The organism is Collinsella sp. AM09-41 (assembly GCF_003473245.1).
In the GTDB taxonomy this organism is placed as follows: Bacteria; Actinomycetota; Coriobacteriia; order Coriobacteriales; family Coriobacteriaceae; genus Collinsella.
Map to the genome: position 1 here is coordinate 210,740 of NZ_QRMJ01000004.1, position 16,231 is coordinate 226,970.

Below are 16,231 nucleotides of genomic sequence, written 5' to 3' on the forward strand. Positions count from 1 at the left end.
GCAGTTAGTTCAAATACGTATAAATGGACGCATTGAATTAGACTGTTTTGCAGCTATCTCTATACCATTCGCCCTATTTGAAGGCAGGGTAGACTTCAAAACAGCGCCATATGGACTAACTAAAGCTCCAAAACAACGTATCGGCATTGAATTGAGTAATTCGAGTCCTCAGAACTTATACGTATCTGAACTAACTGTCCACCTCGGATTTCGACGGCCGTCCAAACGCCCCCAAACGCCCTCAATTACCCTCCATTTGACAGCGGCAACAGGGTCGCTCACCATAGCAGGCGACAAATCAACGAAAGGATGAACATGGCAGCTGCACAGCCGCTTAAGATTCGCATGGTTGCCGGGCTTGGCAACCCGGGCGAGGAATATGCCGAGACCCGCCACAACGCCGGCTTTAAGGCGATTGACGAGCTGGCCCGTCAGGCCGGCGTCACGTACTGGAAAAACCAGGCCGGCGCCGAGGTCGCACTCATCAACATCAACGATCCCGAGGAAGAGGGTGGCAAGCGCCAGATCGTGCTGGTCAAGCCGCAGTCGTATATGAATACCTCGGGTGGCCCCATCTCCAAGCTCTGCCGCGAGTACAAGATCAAGGCCGAGGAGCTGCTCGTCATCCACGACGAGCTCGACATCCCCGCCGGTGACGTGCGCGTCAAGGTGGGCGGTGGCCACGCCGGCCACAACGGCCTGCGCTCCATCATCGACAAGATGGGCAGCCGCGACTTTAGCCGTATCCGCACCGGCATCGGCAACCCTCCCGGCAAGATGGCCGTGGCAGACTATGTGCTCAAGCAGCTGCGCGCCCGCGAGGCCGAGGCCTTCCAGGACACCTGCGCCCGCGCCGCCGACGCCGCCGGTCTGGCCATCGTGCACGGCGTAATCTACGCCCGCGACCACGTCAACGGCGCCGCCTCCGCCAACGGCAAGCACTAAAACCTACCGTTTAGGGATGTTTATTTTGGCAGGTTTTATCTGCGGAAACGCCCCGGTGGCCGCATCGCAATAAACCCCGCGCCGCCATACACGCATAACACCCCAAAGGGGGCCGGCCTCATCACAACCCGAGGCCGGCCCCCTTTGCCGTTTTGCCTGATAAAACCGACCAAAATAAACCTATCCCTATTTGGTAGGTCGAAGTGGATAAACCCTTTTCCCAACCGCCGAAGACACACGTAAACAGCATGTCCATGAGGGTATAATTTGCACCGTATGTCTGCACAACGCCTGTGCGCGTACGGTTTTACTCGGGCTACCGTCCATTTCCGTGGAGGCACGGTTCGGCGGCCCTAACAAGAGAGGGGTTCTATGTATAAGATCCTGGAGAAGACGCAGTTCTCGGAGAAGGTGTTCAAGTTCCGCATCGAGGCGCCCGCAATCGCCAAGCATGCGCACGCTGGACAGTTCCTCATGGTTCGCGCCAACGAGACGGGCGAGCGTGTCCCGTTTACCCTGGCCGGTTGGAACGGTGACGAGGGCTGGGTCGAGTTCATCTTCATGGTGATCGGCAAGACCACCGAGATGCTTTCCACCTATGAGGCCGGCGAGTCACTGCGCGACGTCGTGGGCCCGCTGGGCGTTCCCACCGAGATGGCCGAGGGCCCCTGCGCCGTCATTGGCGGCGGCGTCGGCCTGGCAATTGCCTTCCCGGTCGCCAAGCACCTGGTCGAGACCGGCCACGAGGTGCATGCCATCATGGGCGCCCGCACCAAGGACCTCCTGCTCATGGAGGACCAGTTCCGCGAGCTCCTCGACGAGGACCACATCCACATCACCACTGACGACGGCTCCTACGGCGAGCAGGGCGTTGTCACCGCTCCGCTGGAGCGCCTGCTGCAGGACAAGGCCGTGAGCCAGGTCTTCTGCGTCGGCCCCGTTCCGATGATGAAGTTCTCGACCCTCACCGCCCAGAAGTACGACACCCCCATCACCGCGTCGCTCAACCCCATCATGGTTGACGGCACCGGCATGTGCGGCTGCTGCCGCGTCGAGGTGGGCGGCGTGACCAAGTTTGCTTGCGTCGACGGCCCCGACTTCGATGCCACCCTGGTCGACTGGGATGACCTTCGTGCCCGCCAGGCCGCTTACCGTTCCGAAGAGGGCGAGTCCCTCAAGGCCTATGAGGAAAAGAGCTGCGCATGCCACTAGTTAATGGTCGTTTCGTTGCCGATATGAAGTCGCCCCGCACCCCCGATAACGAGGAGCCGGCCGCCGAGCGCGCCTGCGACTTCCGCCCCGTCGACAAGGGCTTCACCGAGGAGATGGCGCTGGCCGAGGCCGAGCGCTGCCTCAACTGCAAGAAGCCGTTCTGTGTTGAGGGCTGCCCCGTCAACATCAACATCCCCCGCTTTATCGAGCAGATCCGCGAGAAGGACTTCGGCGGCGCCCTCGATACCATCCGCGAGGACTCCATGCTCCCCGCCATCTGCGGCCGCGTCTGCCCGCAGGAGAACCAGTGCGAGGGCAAGTGCATCCGTGGTAAGAAGTCCGAGCCCGTGGCCATCGGCCAGCTCGAGCGCTTCCTGGGTGACCGCCCCGAGCTCGCCTCCACGCCCAAGATGGCCCCCAAGAACGGCAAGAAGGTCGCCGTCGTCGGCTCCGGCCCGTCCGGCATCACCTGCGCCGGCGAGCTCGCCCGCAACGGCTTTGACGTCACCGTCTTCGAGGCCTTCTTCACCGGCGGCGGCGTGCTGGTCTACGGCATCCCCGAGTTCCGTCTGCCCAAGGCGGTCGTCAAGCGCGAGATTGACGGCCTGGAGGACATGGGCGTCAAGTTTGAGTACAACTCCGTCGTGGGCAACATGGCCACGGCCGAGGAGCTGTTCGAGCAGGGCTTCGACGCCATCTACGTGGCGACCGGCGCAGGTCTGCCCAAGTTCCTCAACGTCCCCGGCGAGAACCTGCCCAACGTCTTCTTCGCCAACGAGTACCTCACCCGCGTGAACCTGATGAAGGCCAACAAGTTCCCCGAGTACGACACCCCCACCAAGCACGGCAAGAACGTCGTCGTCTTTGGCGGTGGCAACGTGGCTATGGACGCCGTCCGTACCGCCAAGCGTCTGGGCGCCGAGCACGCCATTATCGCCTACCGTCGTACCGAGGACGAGATGCCCTGCCGTCGCGCCGAGCTGCACCATGCTAAGGCCGAGGGCGTCGAGGTTCTGCCGCTCGTCTCCCCGCTCGAGTTTGTCGCCGGCGAGGACGGCTCCGTGTGCGCCGTCAAGGTCCAGAAGATGGAGCTCGGCGAGCCCGACGAGTCCGGCCGCCGTCGTCCTGTTGCCATCGAGGGCGCCATCGAGGAGATCCCCTGCGACGTCGCTATTTCGGCTATCGGCACCAACGCCAACCCCTTCGCTGCCAAGATCGGCGGCAAGATGGAGCTCAACAAGTGGGGCTACATCGTTGCCGACGAGGAGACCGGCCAGACCACCGATCCCCGCATCTGGGCCGGCGGCGACATCGTCACCGGTGCCGCTACGGTCATTCTGGCGATGGGCGCCGGCAAGAAGGCCGCCGCTTCCATCACCAAGAGCCTGCTGGGCGAGTAATCACCCACAGCGCTAGCCATCAAACGGCAAAGTCCCCGTCGAGCACACGCCCGGCGGGGACTTTTTCTATGCCAGACCCCAGATCACCACAAAGGAGACAGGCACCTTTGTGGTGGTTTTGGACTTGCCTGATCGTTTTGTCTCAATCTGTAACAGTTGGAGTCCGTTGAGCCCTGCAGTTGTTACAGATCGAGATATTGTGCCGGCCGCCCACGCCGCATCTCAATCTGTAACAGTTAGAGACCAAATATGCCGCCTGGTGTTACAGATCAAGACGTTGGGCTGACGGCCGAACGGTTCATCTAAATCTGTAACAGTTAGAGCCATTTTCGCTGGCTTGGTGTTACAGATCGAGACTATGCAAAAGCCGAGGATAGGCACTGCCGCCAAGGCCTTCCCCTCGGCCTAAAACAAAAACCACCACAAAGGTGCCTGTCCCCTTTGTGGTGGTTTTGGTCGGTTAGTCTTCGAGCTGCGCTACTTTGTAGCGGTAGGCAGCGGCGATAACGTCTTTGCAGCCCTCGCGGCCCAGCTTGGCGCGGTTGACGACGATGTCCTTACCGCTCGTCATCTTCCACTTTCCGGCACTGTAGCGCTTATAGAACGCCTCGCGCGCCTTCTGCTGCTGCTTGACCAGCTTGGCGCCCTTCTTTTTATTAAGGCCACGCTTCTTGCGCACAATCTCGACGCGGTCCTCAAAAGGAGCGGTCACCAACACGGCAATGTGGTTGGGGTTGTTACGCAGCAGGTAATCGGACAGGCGGCCTTCGATAATGCAGCTCTCGGTCTCGCCCAGGTCCAAAATCACCTGGCTCATCTTCTGGAACAACTTGTCCGAGTACGAACGCGCGTCGTAGCGGTCGGGCAGGAACGCCATGTTCTCCACGGCCAGACGCTCGTCGTAGGCGGCCATCTTGTCGAGCGACTCGCCCGCGCGCAGCGACGCACGTACCAGCAGCTCGTTATCGTACAGCGGAATCCCCAACTCGTCGGCAAGCATGCGGCCAATCTCGTGGCCCTCGGCGCCAAAGTCGCGCGCGATGGTAATGACCACAGGATTCTTCTTGTTCTCCAGATCGCTCATCGCGATTCCTTTCTAACAAATGAGAAAAGGCAATTCCTGATTCCCATTTTGTCACTTACGACCGTCCTGGTTTCCCAAGTGCGGCAGATTGCCCCGAAAGAGGAGCGCCGCGTACTAAATGTACGCAAGCGACGATTGAGGGGCAAGGTGCCGTGCTTGGGGAAGCAGGACTATGCGGCCACGATGCGGCGTTGATATGCCCTCACCAGCAGCGAGATACCAAAGTTGAGCACGAAGTACATCGCAAACACCAGGCCGTAGAGCATAAGCACCTGCGACAGGTCGATCGCGTGGGCCATCACGACGTTTGCCGTGTACATGAGCTCGGCCACGTTAATGCCCGAAAGATACGAGCTGTCCTTGATGACGGTCGTGCACTGGCTAAACAGCGCCGGAATGATCGTCTTAAATGTCTGCGGCAGAATGATGTAGCGCATGGTGGCAAAGAAGCCAAAGCCCTGGCTCTGCGCTGCCTCAAACTGGCCGCGCGGAATCGAGTTGAGGCCGCCGCGCACAATCTCGGCCATAACAGCGCTGGTAAACAGCGTAAAGGCGATGGTCGAAATCACAATGTCCAAACCCTGCACCGTAAAGTAGATAAACAGGATCCACAGCAGGTTCGGCGTGCAACGGAACAGCTCGATGTAGGCACTCACCAAAATACGAAACGGGCGGGGCGCATAGCTTTTAACGAGCGCCAGCACCGTGCCAAAGATGAGCGAGAAAAAAATCGACAGCGCCGAGATCTCGATCGTCTTAACAAAGCCGCCCCAAATGTAGAGCAGGTTGGTCGCGTTGAAGATTTCCATGCGCTAGGCCTCCTCTACGTTGTCGAGCCCCAGCTCGGCGAGGCTCACGCCGCGCGGACGCTCCTTGGAGCGGCGCTCGAGCCACTGCACCAGCATGGCGAGCGGAAAGCAGATGATGAAGTACATAAGGCAGCAGACGATGTATCCCTGCAGGTAACCGTACAGGCTCACAAAGTTGTCTGAACGGTACATAAGGTCGCCGCCGGCCACAAGCGCCAGCACCGACGTGTTCTTGACTAGGTTGAGTGCCTGGTTACACAGCGGCGGCAGAATGATCTTGAATGTCTGGGGCAGCACGATGTACCAGTACGCCTGCGCACGGGTGAAGCCCTGGCTCTGCGCCGCCTCCATCTGACCGCGCGGAACCGCCTCGATACCGGTGCGGATAACCTCCGAGATGTAGGCCGCGTGATACAGGCCCACGCCCAAGAAGCCCAGCACGAACGGCGCGATGCGCACCGGCTGGTCGGCACCGGTTATGGCCTGCAAAAACTGCGGACCAGCCATGTACATAAAGAGCACCTGCACGGGCAACGGGGTGTTCTGGTAAAACTCCACGTACACGCGGCTTATGGCGCGCAGCACGCGCGAACGGGTGGTAGAGAACACACCCAGCAGCGTGCCCAGCACCAGCGACAGCAGCAGACCGGCAACGACCACCTGTAGCGTCACGCCAAAGCCCTCCCAGAAGGGCCCCATGTTTTGAAATGTCGTCGACCAACGGTCGGCGTCAAATAATCCTTCGAGCATTTGATTCCTTCCTTGGACGATGCGCCTATACAAGACCCCAGGTCTTGACCTCTTGGTCGAGCCAGCCATCGGCCAGGCGATCGCAAATCACCTGATCGACCACGGCCGAAAGGTCGCAGCCCTTCTTGGTCGCCACGCCGTAGCCCTGCTCGCCAAACTTGACCTCGGGCTGCAGCAGCTCAACGGTCTCGTTCATGTAACCGGCCAGCGTGGAGCGATCCATGGCAAAGACGTCGATATTGCCGGCGTCGAGCGAGCTCTTGATGATGGGGTAGCCGCTAAAGGCCCTAAACTCGGGCTTGCAGCTAAAGCCGTTGTCCTTGATCATCTGCTCGATCAGGCCCTGCGTGGTGGCACCCTGGCTCACACCAATGACCTTGCCGTCCAAGTTCTCAATCGAGGTAAAGCCCGAACGCTTCTTGACCATGAGTCCAACGTAGTCGGTGCGGTACGGCGTCGAGAAATCCCAGCTCTTCTTGCGCTCGTCGGTGATGGTGTAGGTCGCCGCGACCACGTCGAGTTGGCCGTTATCGATCAGCGGGCCGCGCGTCTTGGGCGTTACGTCGGTAAACTCGACAAGCTCCTGGGCGCGGGCCTCCTTGTAGCTCACGCCAAAGACGGCAGCGGCGATCTGGTAGCACAAATCGACTTCCATGCCCTCAAAGCGGCCCTTGGCGGTGTCGTAATAGCCATAGCCGGGAACGTCCTTCTTGACGCCGGCATTCAGATGTCCACGCGACTTAATGGCCGCAAGCTTGGACCCCTTGTCGGAGCCCTCGCCGCTGGTGGAGTTGCCGCAACCGGTAAGCGCGGTCCCCGTCAGCGCAAGCATGCCGGCACCCGCCAGCTGCAAAAAGTGACGGCGCGACACGGCCGCCCTCGTCATATCCGTCATGTCCATCACCGCGCCTAGTGCAGAATCTTGGACAGGAACTCGCGGCAGCGCGGGTTCTCGGGGTTATCGAAGAAGTGCTCGGGCGTGCCCTCCTCCAGAATGCGGCCGTCCTCCATAAAGATGACGCGGTCGGCCACCTGGCGCGCAAAGCCCATCTCGTGCGTCACGCAGATCATGGTGATGTCCTCCTGCGCGAGCTCAATCATAACGTCCAGAACCTCCTGGACCATCTCGGGGTCGAGCGCCGAAGTCGGCTCGTCAAACAGGATGATGGGCTGCTTGGTGCACAGGGCGCGGGCGATGGCGATGCGCTGCTGCTGACCACCCGAGAGATTCTGCGGATACTCGCCGGCCTTATGCGCCATGCCGACGCGCTTGAGTGCGGCGATGGCGATCTCGGTCGCCTCCTCCTTGCTCTTCTTTTGCAGCTTGATGGGCGCGAGCGTCAGGTTGCCGAGCACCGTCATGTTGGGATACAGGTTGAACTGCTGAAACACCATGGAACTATACTTGCGAGCCATCTCCAGGTGGTTCTTTTTGGTAAGCGGCGTACCGTCGATGATGACCTCGCCCGACGTGGGCTCCTCCAGATAATCGACGCAACGGATGAGCGTCGACTTACCCGAGCCGGAAGGCCCGATCATTACGAGCTTCTCGCCGCGCTTGACGGTGAGGTTGATATCTTTGAGCACATGCAGGTCGCCAAAGTACTTGTTGAGATGCTTGATCTCGATCATGTCTGCCATGAATGTCCCTTCCCTGCGTTTACACGAGTTGAACTATTGTACGGAAAGAACCACGTTTCCGCAGCCCACACTACATTCCCGTAAAGAACCCGCAATCTTCCACCCACTCATTAGGCACTCATTGGGGACAGACTTAAATGAGCACCCAATGAGCGGGCACTCATTTAAGTCTGTCCCCAATGAGTGCCCTTCAGCTGCCATCAAAAAAGGGGCGCGACCGCAATGGTCACGCCCCCCTCAACATCAACTATGTGTCGGCCGGCACTTACGCCAATTTCGCGCCAACGATCTTTGCTGCTGCCGGCTTGTCGAAGTTGCCACCGGTGGCCTTGCCCAGAGCGCCCATGACCTGGCCCATCTGCTTCTTGGACGTGGCGCCCAGCTCGGCAATAACCTGCTCGATCAGAGCCTCGAGCTCCTCGCCCGAAACCTGCGCGGGCAGCAGGCTCTCCAGAATCTTGACCTGCTCGCTCAGGTTATCGGTACGCTCTTGGTCGGTGCCGGCCTTGATGGACATCTCCAGCGTCTCGCTCGTCTGCTTAATCAGACGCTTGATCATGCTGTTGACGTCTTCCTCGGTCACATCGCGGCGCTCGTTGACCTCGATATTCTTCACCTCGGCCTTGACCTGGCGAATGATGGACAGGCGAACCTTGTCCTTAGCCTTCATGGCCGCGATCATTTCCTTCTGCAGCTCTTCGTTGGTCATCTGCAAATCCTCCTCAATAGCGTGGGCGGCACTCACGCGGGCGCCGCCCCATGATTACTCAGTCGTCGACGCGTCGTCGGTCGAACTCTTGGTGACGCCCTTCAGGCTCACGTTATAGGGCACGTCCTTAGGCATGGGGTTAACGGTGATGTCGGCGTCCTTCTTGTACTGCTCCAGCCACTCGCTGTACGCGGTGCTTGCCGTCTGCGTCTTCACCACGTTGGAGACGTACTTCTTGATGTCCTTGGGTACCTGCTTAATGTCATCGACCTGATTATCGACATGGAAGTAGTCGGTGCACTTGATGATGTGGTAACCATAGGTCGACTCGACGACGTCGCTCACATCGCCCTTGTTGAGCCCCTCGAGCGCCGCCTGGTAGCTGTCGACGAAGGTGGTGAGCTTGTCCCAGCCCACATCGCCCTTCTTATCCTTGGAGCCGGTATCGTCGGAGTACTGCTTTACGGCGTCCTCAAAGCTCAGCTCGCCGGAGTTGATCTTGTCCAGGCACTCCTGCGCCTTGGCCTTGGCGGCGGCCTTGTCCTCATCGGAAGCGTCGGAATCGACCTTGATCAGAATATTCGACGAACGGCGGGCGTCATTGTAGTTGGACAGGTTCTCGTTGATGTAATCGACAATCTCGCTGTCCTTGGGCTTGCTTGTGGGCGCTACCGCATCCTTGAGCTTTTGCTGCGCCAGGCTCTCCTTGAGCGAGTCCTTGTAGGTGTCCTCGGTGTAGCCGTAGGTCTTAAGCGTCTTCTTAAAGGCCTTGGCGCCGCCGGCGCTCTTGCAGGCGTCCTTCCAGGCCTTCTCGACCTCCTCGTCCGAGACGGTCACGCCGTTTTCCTTCTGCGCTTGCTGAAGCAGAATCTGCTGCGTGTAGGAGTCGATGAGCTGCTTGCGATACTTCTTGGGCGTGAGGTCGTTGTCGACCAGGTACTGCGCCCAGTCTTTGTCCTTGGTGTAGCCGTAGGACGTGCGCATGCTCATGATCTGCTTGGTCACGGTGTCCTCGGTGAGGTTGGTGCCATTGATGGTAGCAGCCACGCCGCCAGTGAGCTTATAGCCCGAGCTGGCGCTTTCGGTCTGCGACATCAGGCCGGAGCACGCCATGGCCGAGACGGAAAGCAGCATCGCTAGTACGCCGATGACCACTAGGATAATCTTGACGGTCTTGGACACATAGGTCTTGCGCTGCTTCTTACGAGAGCTGGAGGCGGCGCGAGCCTGTTGCTCGGGCGTCGGCGCGGCCTCGGGGTTCTTTTTCTTATTTGCCATGTTTGGCCTTTCGCATAACGAATCGAACAAACGCCATTGTGTCACAACGCAGCCCCCGCGGCACGCTTGGTGCATTGGGGACAGGTTAATCTGCACCATTTTGGTGCAAAGGGGACAGCTCTGGCAGCCGGCACCTTAGAAGTGACGGCGGATAGCGTCGGCCATGCCCTGCGGCGTGGTCTGGCCGAGCACGTCGGCTGCGGCATCGGCGTCCATAAAGATGTTCATGAGCGCCTGCAGGGCCTCGACCTGGCCGCCCGGCTCGGCGATGCCCAGATTGATGACGATCTGCGCCGGCACCGGAGCGCCCATGCCAGCCATAGCGTTAAATGTCACGGGCGCGGCGGGCTTCACCACCGCAATATAGGGCTTGGCCACAAACCCCGGATCGGTATGCGGAATGGCAATGTTTGCCGCCGGCATGGCAAGACCCGTGGGATAGGCATCCTCGCGCGTGCGAACGGCGTCGAGCCAACCGTCGGCAATGTAGCCGCGCGGAGCAAGCTCACTCTCGAGCTGCGCAAACACCTCACCCGGCATCGCACACTCCCAATCAAAAAACACCAGCTCAGGCGTAAACAGCGCTTCGTTATCCGCCATGCGCTCACCTCTCTCACCTAGTCACCTGCGACGTTCTTAAACGACTAGTCATTCAAGAACGTCGCGGGTGACTACCCAAAACAAAAGGTGGCCACGCGCGCCTTGGCGCCAATGACCACCCTGACTACTCGGCTAAATTGTACTGTGCGCCGCTAGCCGCGAGGCGCGTCAATTGCGACCTTGCCGCTCTCCAGCACGTGGACGCGGCCGTCAGCGAGCATTTGCACGACCTCGGGATACAGCACGTGCTCAATCGCGTGGATGTGCTCCTCGAGCGTATCGACATCCCAGCCCTCCTCAACAGCCAGCGCACGCTGAGCGATGATGGGGCCGTTGTCGTAGACCTCGTTGGCAAAATGCACGGTCACGCCGGTCACCTTGACGCCACGCGCAAAGGCATCGTCAATCGCATGCGCACCGGTAAAGCTCGGCAGCAGCGCCGGATGCAAGTTGACCACGCGGTTGGGAAACGCCGCCAGCAGCGGTGTGTGCACCATGCGCATGTAGCCGGCCATGACCACATACTCGCAGCCGCGCTCGAGAAGCTCGTGCGCGATGATCTCGTCGGCGGCGATGGGGTCGGCATAGACATCCTTGGACAGCGTGAGCGTCTGGATGCCCGCGCGCTCAGCGCGCTGCAAACCCTTAGCCGAAGGACGGCTCGACACCACAAGCTCAATCGAAGCATTGAGCTTGCCGGCGGCAATCAGATCGATCAGCGCTTGCAGATTGGTGCCGGAGCCGCTGATAAGCACGCCAATCTTAAGCGGCTCGGCCGTATCGGTGCCGGTCGGACGGGTGTAGGGCACAAAGCCCAGGCCCTCGGCAGCAGCCATCTGCTCGTTAGCGCTCATCGGAGTACACGACCTTACCGGAACCCTCGACGCACTCGCCCACGCGGAACGGCTTCTCGCCCAGCGCGACCAGTGCCTCGGTCACGGCGGCCTCGTCCTCGGGGGCGACGATCAGGCACAGGCCGACGCCCATGTTGAAGGTCTTGCATGCCTCGTTGGGCGCGAGCTCGGCCTGACGCGACACGTAAGTAATAACGGGCGGAACGTCCCAACCCATCTCGGCGCCGTTGCGGGTGACCACGGCGTCAACGTCGTCGGCGAGCGCGCGGTTGAGGTTCTCGGTAATACCGCCGCCGGTGATGTGGGCGATAGCATGCACGTTGGCGCCGCCGCGCAGCAGCTCAAGAATCGGCTTCACATAAATGCGCGTGGGAGCCAGCAGGGCGTCAGCCAGCGAAGCGCCGCCGAGCTCCTCGAGCGGACGGCTCAGCTCCTCGGCCTTAGCGGCGGCCTCGGGCGTGCCCGGCTTGATGCCGTCGACGCCGATGACCTTGCGCACGAGCGAGTAGCCGTTGGAGTGCACGCCGGTGGAAGGCAGGCCCAGGATCACGTCGCCGGGGCGGACGTTCGCGGGGTCGAGCATCTTGGGACGATCGACGACGCCCACGGTAAAGCCGGCGAGGTCGTAGTCGGCCGGAGCCATAACGCCCGGGTGCTCGGCCATCTCGCCGCCCACGAGCGCGCAGCCCGCGAGCTTGCAGCCGTCGGCCACGCCCTTGATGATCTTTGCCATGTGCTCGGCCTCGATGTGACCGATGGCAACGTAGTCCAGGAAGAACAGCGGCTCGGCGCCCGAAGCCAGAATATCGTTGACGCACATAGCGACCAGGTCCTGGCCCACCGTCTCGTGACGGTCCATGATCTGGGCGAGCACGAGCTTGGTGCCCACGCCGTCGGTACCGCTGATCAGGATCGGGTCTTCCATATCCTTAAGCGCGGCGGCCGAGAACAGGCCACCAAAGCCACCGATGCCGCCGATAACCTCGGGGCGATTGGTGTCCTTGACCATTTGCTTAATCGCGTCGACGGCGCGGCCGCCCTCGGCGGTATCGACGCCGGCGTCCTCGTACGTCACATGCTTGCTGTCGCTCATCTGAGCCTTCCTCTCCCACTACCGTCGCGCCGCGCGGGCGCCAAACGGTGCTCATAATTGCGTTCATTTCGGCGTGTGCCATAACAGCACCCGCCGTCATATCAACAAAACAGCAGGTAAAACCTACCAAAATATACCTGTCCCCATATGGCAGGTTTTAGGCCTCGCCGTGCTCCTCTTCCCAGCTGCGGTCGTCGTATTTCTCGACCACGGCGTCGTCGTCAAAGTACAGCGGCTTGTCCAGGTTGCGGGGCTTAAAGCCCTCCATAAACTTGTCGCGGCCAAAGCTCTCGGGAATCGCCACGGGATAGCGGCCGGTAAAGCACGCGTCGCAGTAGCCGCCCTTGGGCATGACCTTAAGCAGGCCCTCGACCGAAAGGAAGGCCAACGAATCGGCGCCGATATACTCGCAAATCTCGTCGACCGTCTTGTTGGCGCTGATAAGCTGCGACTGCACGTCGGTATCGATACCGTAGAAGCACGGCCAAATGACCTCGGGCGAGTTGATGCGGATGTGAATCTCCTTGGCGCCGGCGTTGCGCAGCATCTTGACGAGCTGCACCATGGTGGTGCCGCGCACGATGGAGTCGTCGATGACGACCAGGCGCTTGCCCTCGATGTTGTCGCGCAGCGGGTTGAGTTTCATACGCACGCCCATGGCACGCAACTCCTGCGTAGGCTCGATAAACGTACGGCCCACGTAGCGGTTCTTGATAAGGCCCTCGCCAAAGGGAATACCGCTCTCGTGCGAATACCCCTCCGCGGGCGGCAGGCCGGAGTCGGGCACGCCGATGACCAGGTCGGCCTCGACAGGCTCCTCATGTGCCAGCTGACGACCCATGTCGTAACGGCAGGCATAGACGCTCTTGCCGTTCATGATGGAGTCGGGGCGGGCAAAGTAGACCTGCTCAAAGATGCAGTTGGCGGGCTCTTCGGCCGCAGGCACGCCCTGCTCGGATACCAGACCCTCGGCGCTGATGCGCAAGATCTCGCCGGGACGGACGTCACGGACATACTCGGCACCCACGATGTCGAGTGCGCAGGTCTCGGAAGCAACGACCCAGCCGCCGGCGCGCGTGACACGGACGGCGGAGTCGACCGTTGCGGCGCCGTCCTGCGACGGCAGCTGCGAAACGGCTGCGGCATCGGCCTGGTCCAGACCCTCGTCCACCAGCTTGCCCAGCACGAGCGGGCGAATGCCGTGTGGATCGCGGAATGCGTAGAGCGCCTGCTCGTTGATGAGCGTCATGGCGTAGCCGCCGCGCACGAGCTCCATGGTCTTGCGAATGCCCTCGCGCAGATGGCCTGTACGCTGGGTAAAGTAGCCGATGAGTTTGGTCGCGACCTCGGAATCCGAATTGGAGAGGAACGGCACGCCCAGCTCGATCAGCTGACGGCGCAGCTCGTCGGTGTTGACGAGGGTGCCGTTGTGAGCAAGCGCGATAATGACGCTGTTGATGGTGGAAAGATGCGGCTGCGAGGCTTCCCAGCTCTTGGCGCCGGCGGTGCCATAGCGCACGTGGCCCACGGCCAGCTGGCCGGAGAGCGTCGACAGGTCGGCGTTGGAGAACACGCGATCGAGCAGTCCCAGGTCTTTGCGAACCATAACCGTGCCGCCGTCGCCCACGGCGATTCCCGCCGATTCCTGGCCGCGATGCTGCAGCGCGCGCAGACCAAAGTACGTCAGTCGAGCCACATCGCGATCGGGTGCCCACACACCAAAAATGCCGCATTCCTCATGCAGCTGGTCGGAGTCCGGATCATACGTCGACATGGTGTTCACCTGTCCCGCGGCACGCTCGGCCGCGCGGATGGTTTCTTGAGACATGGTATCCCCTCAGAGCCTCGTATTTTTGGCGTTACCCGCCTTATTATACGCACGGCGCGACGTGCTCCCCAGCGCATGAGCAGCGCTTTTTAAAAGCCCACCGAGCTAATAATCAGTTTTGTTGCCAAACATTTTATCGGTCTGTCCAGTGCAAGCGCCCGCGCCCCCCAGATGGCCGCCGCGTCCACCGTTGGGGATTACAAAGTTGCAATTGGGACGTTCGTCCTGTCTTTTGGCAGGTCGGCGGCGTATCCTTATAACCTACAACAAAGCGAGAAAGGTTCTGTATGGATCGAAACGAACTCGACCCCAGCGTCCCCAGCGCCACAGAGGTCAAGAAGATTCCCCTCATCATTAAGGTGTACGCCGTCCTGTGCATCCTTTCCGGCGTGGGCACGCTCCCGTCGGTCGCTGCCTTTATGTGGCAGGTCATCACGGCACTTGTTAACGGCAACGCCACCGAAAAGCTCGGCGACAACACGCTCGTCGCAGTCGGCCTTATCGTCGCCGGCATCATGCTCTCTGCGGCAAGTGCCGTCATCCTAATCATCTTTGGCCTGGACCTTATCAAAAACCAGCGCCGCAACGCCGCCCGCCTGTCCTACATCCTTATTGCATTCACCGTCGTCGAGCTTTTGGTCGACGTGATGCTCCAGGGCATCGGGCCCTTCCTGCTGCGTCCCGCGATCCAGCTCGGCATCCTTGTTGCACTTTCGGCAACCGTCGACCCCACGCTGCGTCAGGAGCGCGAACTGCAGCGCCGCCTGCAGGAGATGCTCGACCGCGACGCCGCCGCCGAGGGCATGCTCGGCCGCGATGAAACCGGCGAGGGCTACATCAAGCTCAACTACTTCAACCTGTTCTGGGTATTCTTTGTCTGCTGCGTGCTCGGCCTGATCGCCGAGGACATCTGGCACATGACGGTCGACGACCCGGGCGTCTACCAGAACCGCGCCGGCATGCTGTTTGGCCCCTTCAGCCCCATCTACGGATTTGGCGCCGTGCTCATGACCATGGTGCTTAACCGCTTCTACAAAAAGAACCCCATCATCATTTTCCTGGTGAGCGCCCTGCTCGGCGCCAGCTTTGAGGTGTTCGTGGGCTGGTTTATGCAGACCGCGTTTGGCGTGGTCTCGTGGAGCTACTCGCACATAACGCTGTTCGGTTTGCCCGATCCGCTCGTGGTCCTCACGGGCGGACGCACCTGCACGGGCTTCGCCTGCCTGTGGGGCCTGGGCGGCCTCATCTGGATCAAGCTGCTGCTGCCGAGGCTGCTTAAGCTTATCAACAAGATCCCCTGGAAGAGCCGCTACTCGGCCACCGTCATCTTTACCGTTATCATGCTGGTCGACGGTGTCATGACGCTGCAGTCGCTCGACTACTGGTACCAGCGCGTTAACGGCACGGAGCCGGACATTCCCGTCGCACAGTTCTACGGAGAGCACTTCGATAACGAGTACATGGAAAACCGCTTCCAGAGCATGACCATGAGCCCCAAGGATGCGACGCGCGTATAGCGCTCACCGCGCCCAAAACGCAAAATGCCCGCCGGTATCACACGTACCGGTGGGCATTTTTATAAACGATCCTTCTATCGACGCAATCCTCTATGCCTCGCGCTCGACCTCACTCACGCATTCGTTCTTGATGGTGCCAACGAGCGCCTGCAGTGCATCGACCACGTGTGGGCGAATGTCCCCGCCGATAAGCACGAGCATGATGTCGTCACCTACGGTAAGCTCGCCGCTTGCCAGCCACACGCGCACATAGCCGATACCCGGCATCGCGCGCGTAGCCTCGATAGCAGACCGTACCTTTTCGGCGTCGTAGTCAAAGACCATGCCGCCCACCCTGTGGCCTGGCGCCACGCCATCGGTCTCGACTCCGCGCACCTCAGCCTTGGGCGTCGCGCGCACCACACCGTTATGCGTCAGATACATCCCACAGCCTGCCGCCGAAGCATCGGCCTTGGCCTCGCGCAGCCAAGCATCAATCGAAGGCATCAATTTGCCACTCTCGAGCATCATT

The 16,231-nt window shown here is 60.6% G+C and carries 16 protein-coding genes; 4 read left to right on the top strand and 12 right to left on the bottom strand.

Going from position 1 to position 16,231, the window contains the following annotated elements:
- Nucleotides 1–315: 315 nt before the first annotated feature.
- The 3 genes from pth to gltA all read left to right on the top strand — a co-directional run bounded on the left by pth (nucleotide 316) and on the right by gltA (nucleotide 3,557).
- A complete protein-coding gene (gene pth, locus DW112_RS06670; RefSeq protein WP_197032170.1) occupies nucleotides 316–945 on the top strand; it encodes an aminoacyl-tRNA hydrolase in 630 nt (209 codons plus the stop codon).
- A gap of 372 nt (nucleotides 946–1,317) precedes the next feature.
- Complete coding sequence (locus DW112_RS06675; protein WP_006235793.1) at nucleotides 1,318–2,157, top strand: sulfide/dihydroorotate dehydrogenase-like FAD/NAD-binding protein; 840 nt, start codon at nucleotides 1,318–1,320, stop codon at nucleotides 2,155–2,157.
- Nucleotides 2,148–3,557: an NADPH-dependent glutamate synthase gene (gltA, locus tag DW112_RS06680; RefSeq protein WP_117734771.1), complete on the top strand. Its 1,410-nt coding sequence runs from the start codon at nucleotides 2,148–2,150 to the stop codon at nucleotides 3,555–3,557. Before DW112_RS06675 ends, gltA begins: the two co-directional genes overlap by 10 nt.
- Nucleotides 3,558–4,017: 460 nt before the next feature.
- Here the strand turns inward: gltA and DW112_RS06685 are convergent, their stop codons facing one another.
- From DW112_RS06685 to purF, 11 genes are all read right to left on the bottom strand, one after another.
- Entirely contained in the window at nucleotides 4,018–4,641 is a 624-nt protein-coding gene (locus tag DW112_RS06685) for an AAA family ATPase (RefSeq protein ID WP_055285378.1), read from the bottom strand.
- A 170-nt stretch (nucleotides 4,642–4,811) separates the two neighbouring features.
- Nucleotides 4,812–5,450 carry an amino acid ABC transporter permease gene (locus DW112_RS06690; protein WP_055285379.1) on the bottom strand — a complete coding sequence of 213 codons (639 nt, stop codon included), beginning with the start codon at nucleotides 5,448–5,450 and terminating at the stop codon, nucleotides 4,812–4,814.
- A gap of 3 nt (nucleotides 5,451–5,453) precedes the next feature.
- Nucleotides 5,454–6,200, bottom strand: coding sequence for an amino acid ABC transporter permease (locus tag DW112_RS06695; protein ID WP_035136546.1), 747 nt, complete (start codon nucleotides 6,198–6,200; stop codon nucleotides 5,454–5,456).
- A 25-nt stretch (nucleotides 6,201–6,225) separates the two neighbouring features.
- Nucleotides 6,226–7,095, bottom strand: coding sequence for a transporter substrate-binding domain-containing protein (locus DW112_RS06700; RefSeq protein ID WP_233545879.1), 870 nt, complete (start codon nucleotides 7,093–7,095; stop codon nucleotides 6,226–6,228).
- Between the two features lie 14 nt (nucleotides 7,096–7,109).
- Nucleotides 7,110–7,841 (bottom strand): amino acid ABC transporter ATP-binding protein, encoded by a 732-nt coding sequence (locus tag DW112_RS06705; protein ID WP_055251548.1) that lies wholly within the window; start codon nucleotides 7,839–7,841, stop codon nucleotides 7,110–7,112.
- Between the two features lie 265 nt (nucleotides 7,842–8,106).
- Entirely contained in the window at nucleotides 8,107–8,550 is a 444-nt protein-coding gene (locus tag DW112_RS06710) for a GatB/YqeY domain-containing protein (protein ID WP_117756938.1), read from the bottom strand.
- A 54-nt stretch (nucleotides 8,551–8,604) separates the two neighbouring features.
- Complete coding sequence (locus DW112_RS06715) at nucleotides 8,605–9,828, bottom strand: peptidylprolyl isomerase (protein ID WP_118328610.1); 1,224 nt, start codon at nucleotides 9,826–9,828, stop codon at nucleotides 8,605–8,607.
- Between the two features lie 135 nt (nucleotides 9,829–9,963).
- On the bottom strand, nucleotides 9,964–10,428 hold the full coding sequence (locus DW112_RS06720; protein ID WP_118328611.1) for a PTS sugar transporter subunit IIA: 465 nt from the start codon (nucleotides 10,426–10,428) through the stop codon (nucleotides 9,964–9,966).
- A 152-nt stretch (nucleotides 10,429–10,580) separates the two neighbouring features.
- On the bottom strand, nucleotides 10,581–11,282 hold the full coding sequence (gene purN, locus DW112_RS06725; RefSeq protein WP_118328612.1) for a phosphoribosylglycinamide formyltransferase: 702 nt from the start codon (nucleotides 11,280–11,282) through the stop codon (nucleotides 10,581–10,583).
- Entirely contained in the window at nucleotides 11,272–12,375 is a 1,104-nt protein-coding gene (purM, locus tag DW112_RS06730) for a phosphoribosylformylglycinamidine cyclo-ligase (RefSeq protein WP_055251557.1), read from the bottom strand. Before purM ends, purN begins: the two co-directional genes overlap by 11 nt.
- A gap of 157 nt (nucleotides 12,376–12,532) precedes the next feature.
- Nucleotides 12,533–14,203: an amidophosphoribosyltransferase gene (gene purF / locus DW112_RS06735; RefSeq protein ID WP_055251559.1), complete on the bottom strand. Its 1,671-nt coding sequence runs from the start codon at nucleotides 14,201–14,203 to the stop codon at nucleotides 12,533–12,535.
- A 287-nt stretch (nucleotides 14,204–14,490) separates the two neighbouring features.
- Between purF and DW112_RS06740 the strand changes: the two genes are divergently transcribed.
- A complete protein-coding gene (locus DW112_RS06740) occupies nucleotides 14,491–15,720 on the top strand; it encodes a putative ABC transporter permease (RefSeq protein WP_117776583.1) in 1,230 nt (409 codons plus the stop codon).
- 90 nt (nucleotides 15,721–15,810) lie between these two features.
- Here DW112_RS06740 and DW112_RS06745 read toward each other — a convergent pair whose 3' ends face one another.
- The gene (locus tag DW112_RS06745) at nucleotides 15,811–16,230 is read right to left on the bottom strand and encodes a molybdenum cofactor biosynthesis protein MoaE (protein ID WP_233545880.1); all 420 of its coding nucleotides are present in this window, start codon (nucleotides 16,228–16,230) and stop codon (nucleotides 15,811–15,813) included.
- Nucleotide 16,231: the final 1 nt, after the last annotated feature.

Excerpts from the sequence above, each read along its gene's own strand:
- purF (WP_055251559.1), bottom strand. The coding sequence starts at position 14,203 with ATGTCTCAAGAAACCATCCGCGCGGCCGAGCGTGCCGCGGGACAGGTG.
- gltA (WP_117734771.1), top strand. The coding sequence starts at position 2,148 with ATGCCACTAGTTAATGGTCGTTTCGTTGCCGATATGAAGTCGCCCCGC.
- DW112_RS06700 (WP_233545879.1), bottom strand. The coding sequence starts at position 7,095 with ATGACGGATATGACGAGGGCGGCCGTGTCGCGCCGTCACTTTTTGCAG.
- DW112_RS06675 (WP_006235793.1), top strand. The coding sequence starts at position 1,318 with ATGTATAAGATCCTGGAGAAGACGCAGTTCTCGGAGAAGGTGTTCAAG.
- pth (WP_197032170.1), top strand. The coding sequence starts at position 316 with ATGGCAGCTGCACAGCCGCTTAAGATTCGCATGGTTGCCGGGCTTGGC.
- purN (WP_118328612.1), bottom strand. The coding sequence starts at position 11,282 with ATGAGCGCTAACGAGCAGATGGCTGCTGCCGAGGGCCTGGGCTTTGTG.
- purM (WP_055251557.1), bottom strand. The coding sequence starts at position 12,375 with ATGAGCGACAGCAAGCATGTGACGTACGAGGACGCCGGCGTCGATACC.
- DW112_RS06710 (WP_117756938.1), bottom strand. The coding sequence starts at position 8,550 with ATGACCAACGAAGAGCTGCAGAAGGAAATGATCGCGGCCATGAAGGCT.
- DW112_RS06720 (WP_118328611.1), bottom strand. The coding sequence starts at position 10,428 with ATGGCGGATAACGAAGCGCTGTTTACGCCTGAGCTGGTGTTTTTTGAT.
- DW112_RS06745 (WP_233545880.1), bottom strand. The coding sequence starts at position 16,230 with ATGATGCTCGAGAGTGGCAAATTGATGCCTTCGATTGATGCTTGGCTG.
- DW112_RS06695 (WP_035136546.1), bottom strand. The coding sequence starts at position 6,200 with ATGCTCGAAGGATTATTTGACGCCGACCGTTGGTCGACGACATTTCAA.
- DW112_RS06685 (WP_055285378.1), bottom strand. The coding sequence starts at position 4,641 with ATGAGCGATCTGGAGAACAAGAAGAATCCTGTGGTCATTACCATCGCG.
- DW112_RS06740 (WP_117776583.1), top strand. The coding sequence starts at position 14,491 with ATGGATCGAAACGAACTCGACCCCAGCGTCCCCAGCGCCACAGAGGTC.
- DW112_RS06715 (WP_118328610.1), bottom strand. The coding sequence starts at position 9,828 with ATGGCAAATAAGAAAAAGAACCCCGAGGCCGCGCCGACGCCCGAGCAA.
- DW112_RS06690 (WP_055285379.1), bottom strand. The coding sequence starts at position 5,450 with ATGGAAATCTTCAACGCGACCAACCTGCTCTACATTTGGGGCGGCTTT.
- DW112_RS06705 (WP_055251548.1), bottom strand. The coding sequence starts at position 7,841 with ATGGCAGACATGATCGAGATCAAGCATCTCAACAAGTACTTTGGCGAC.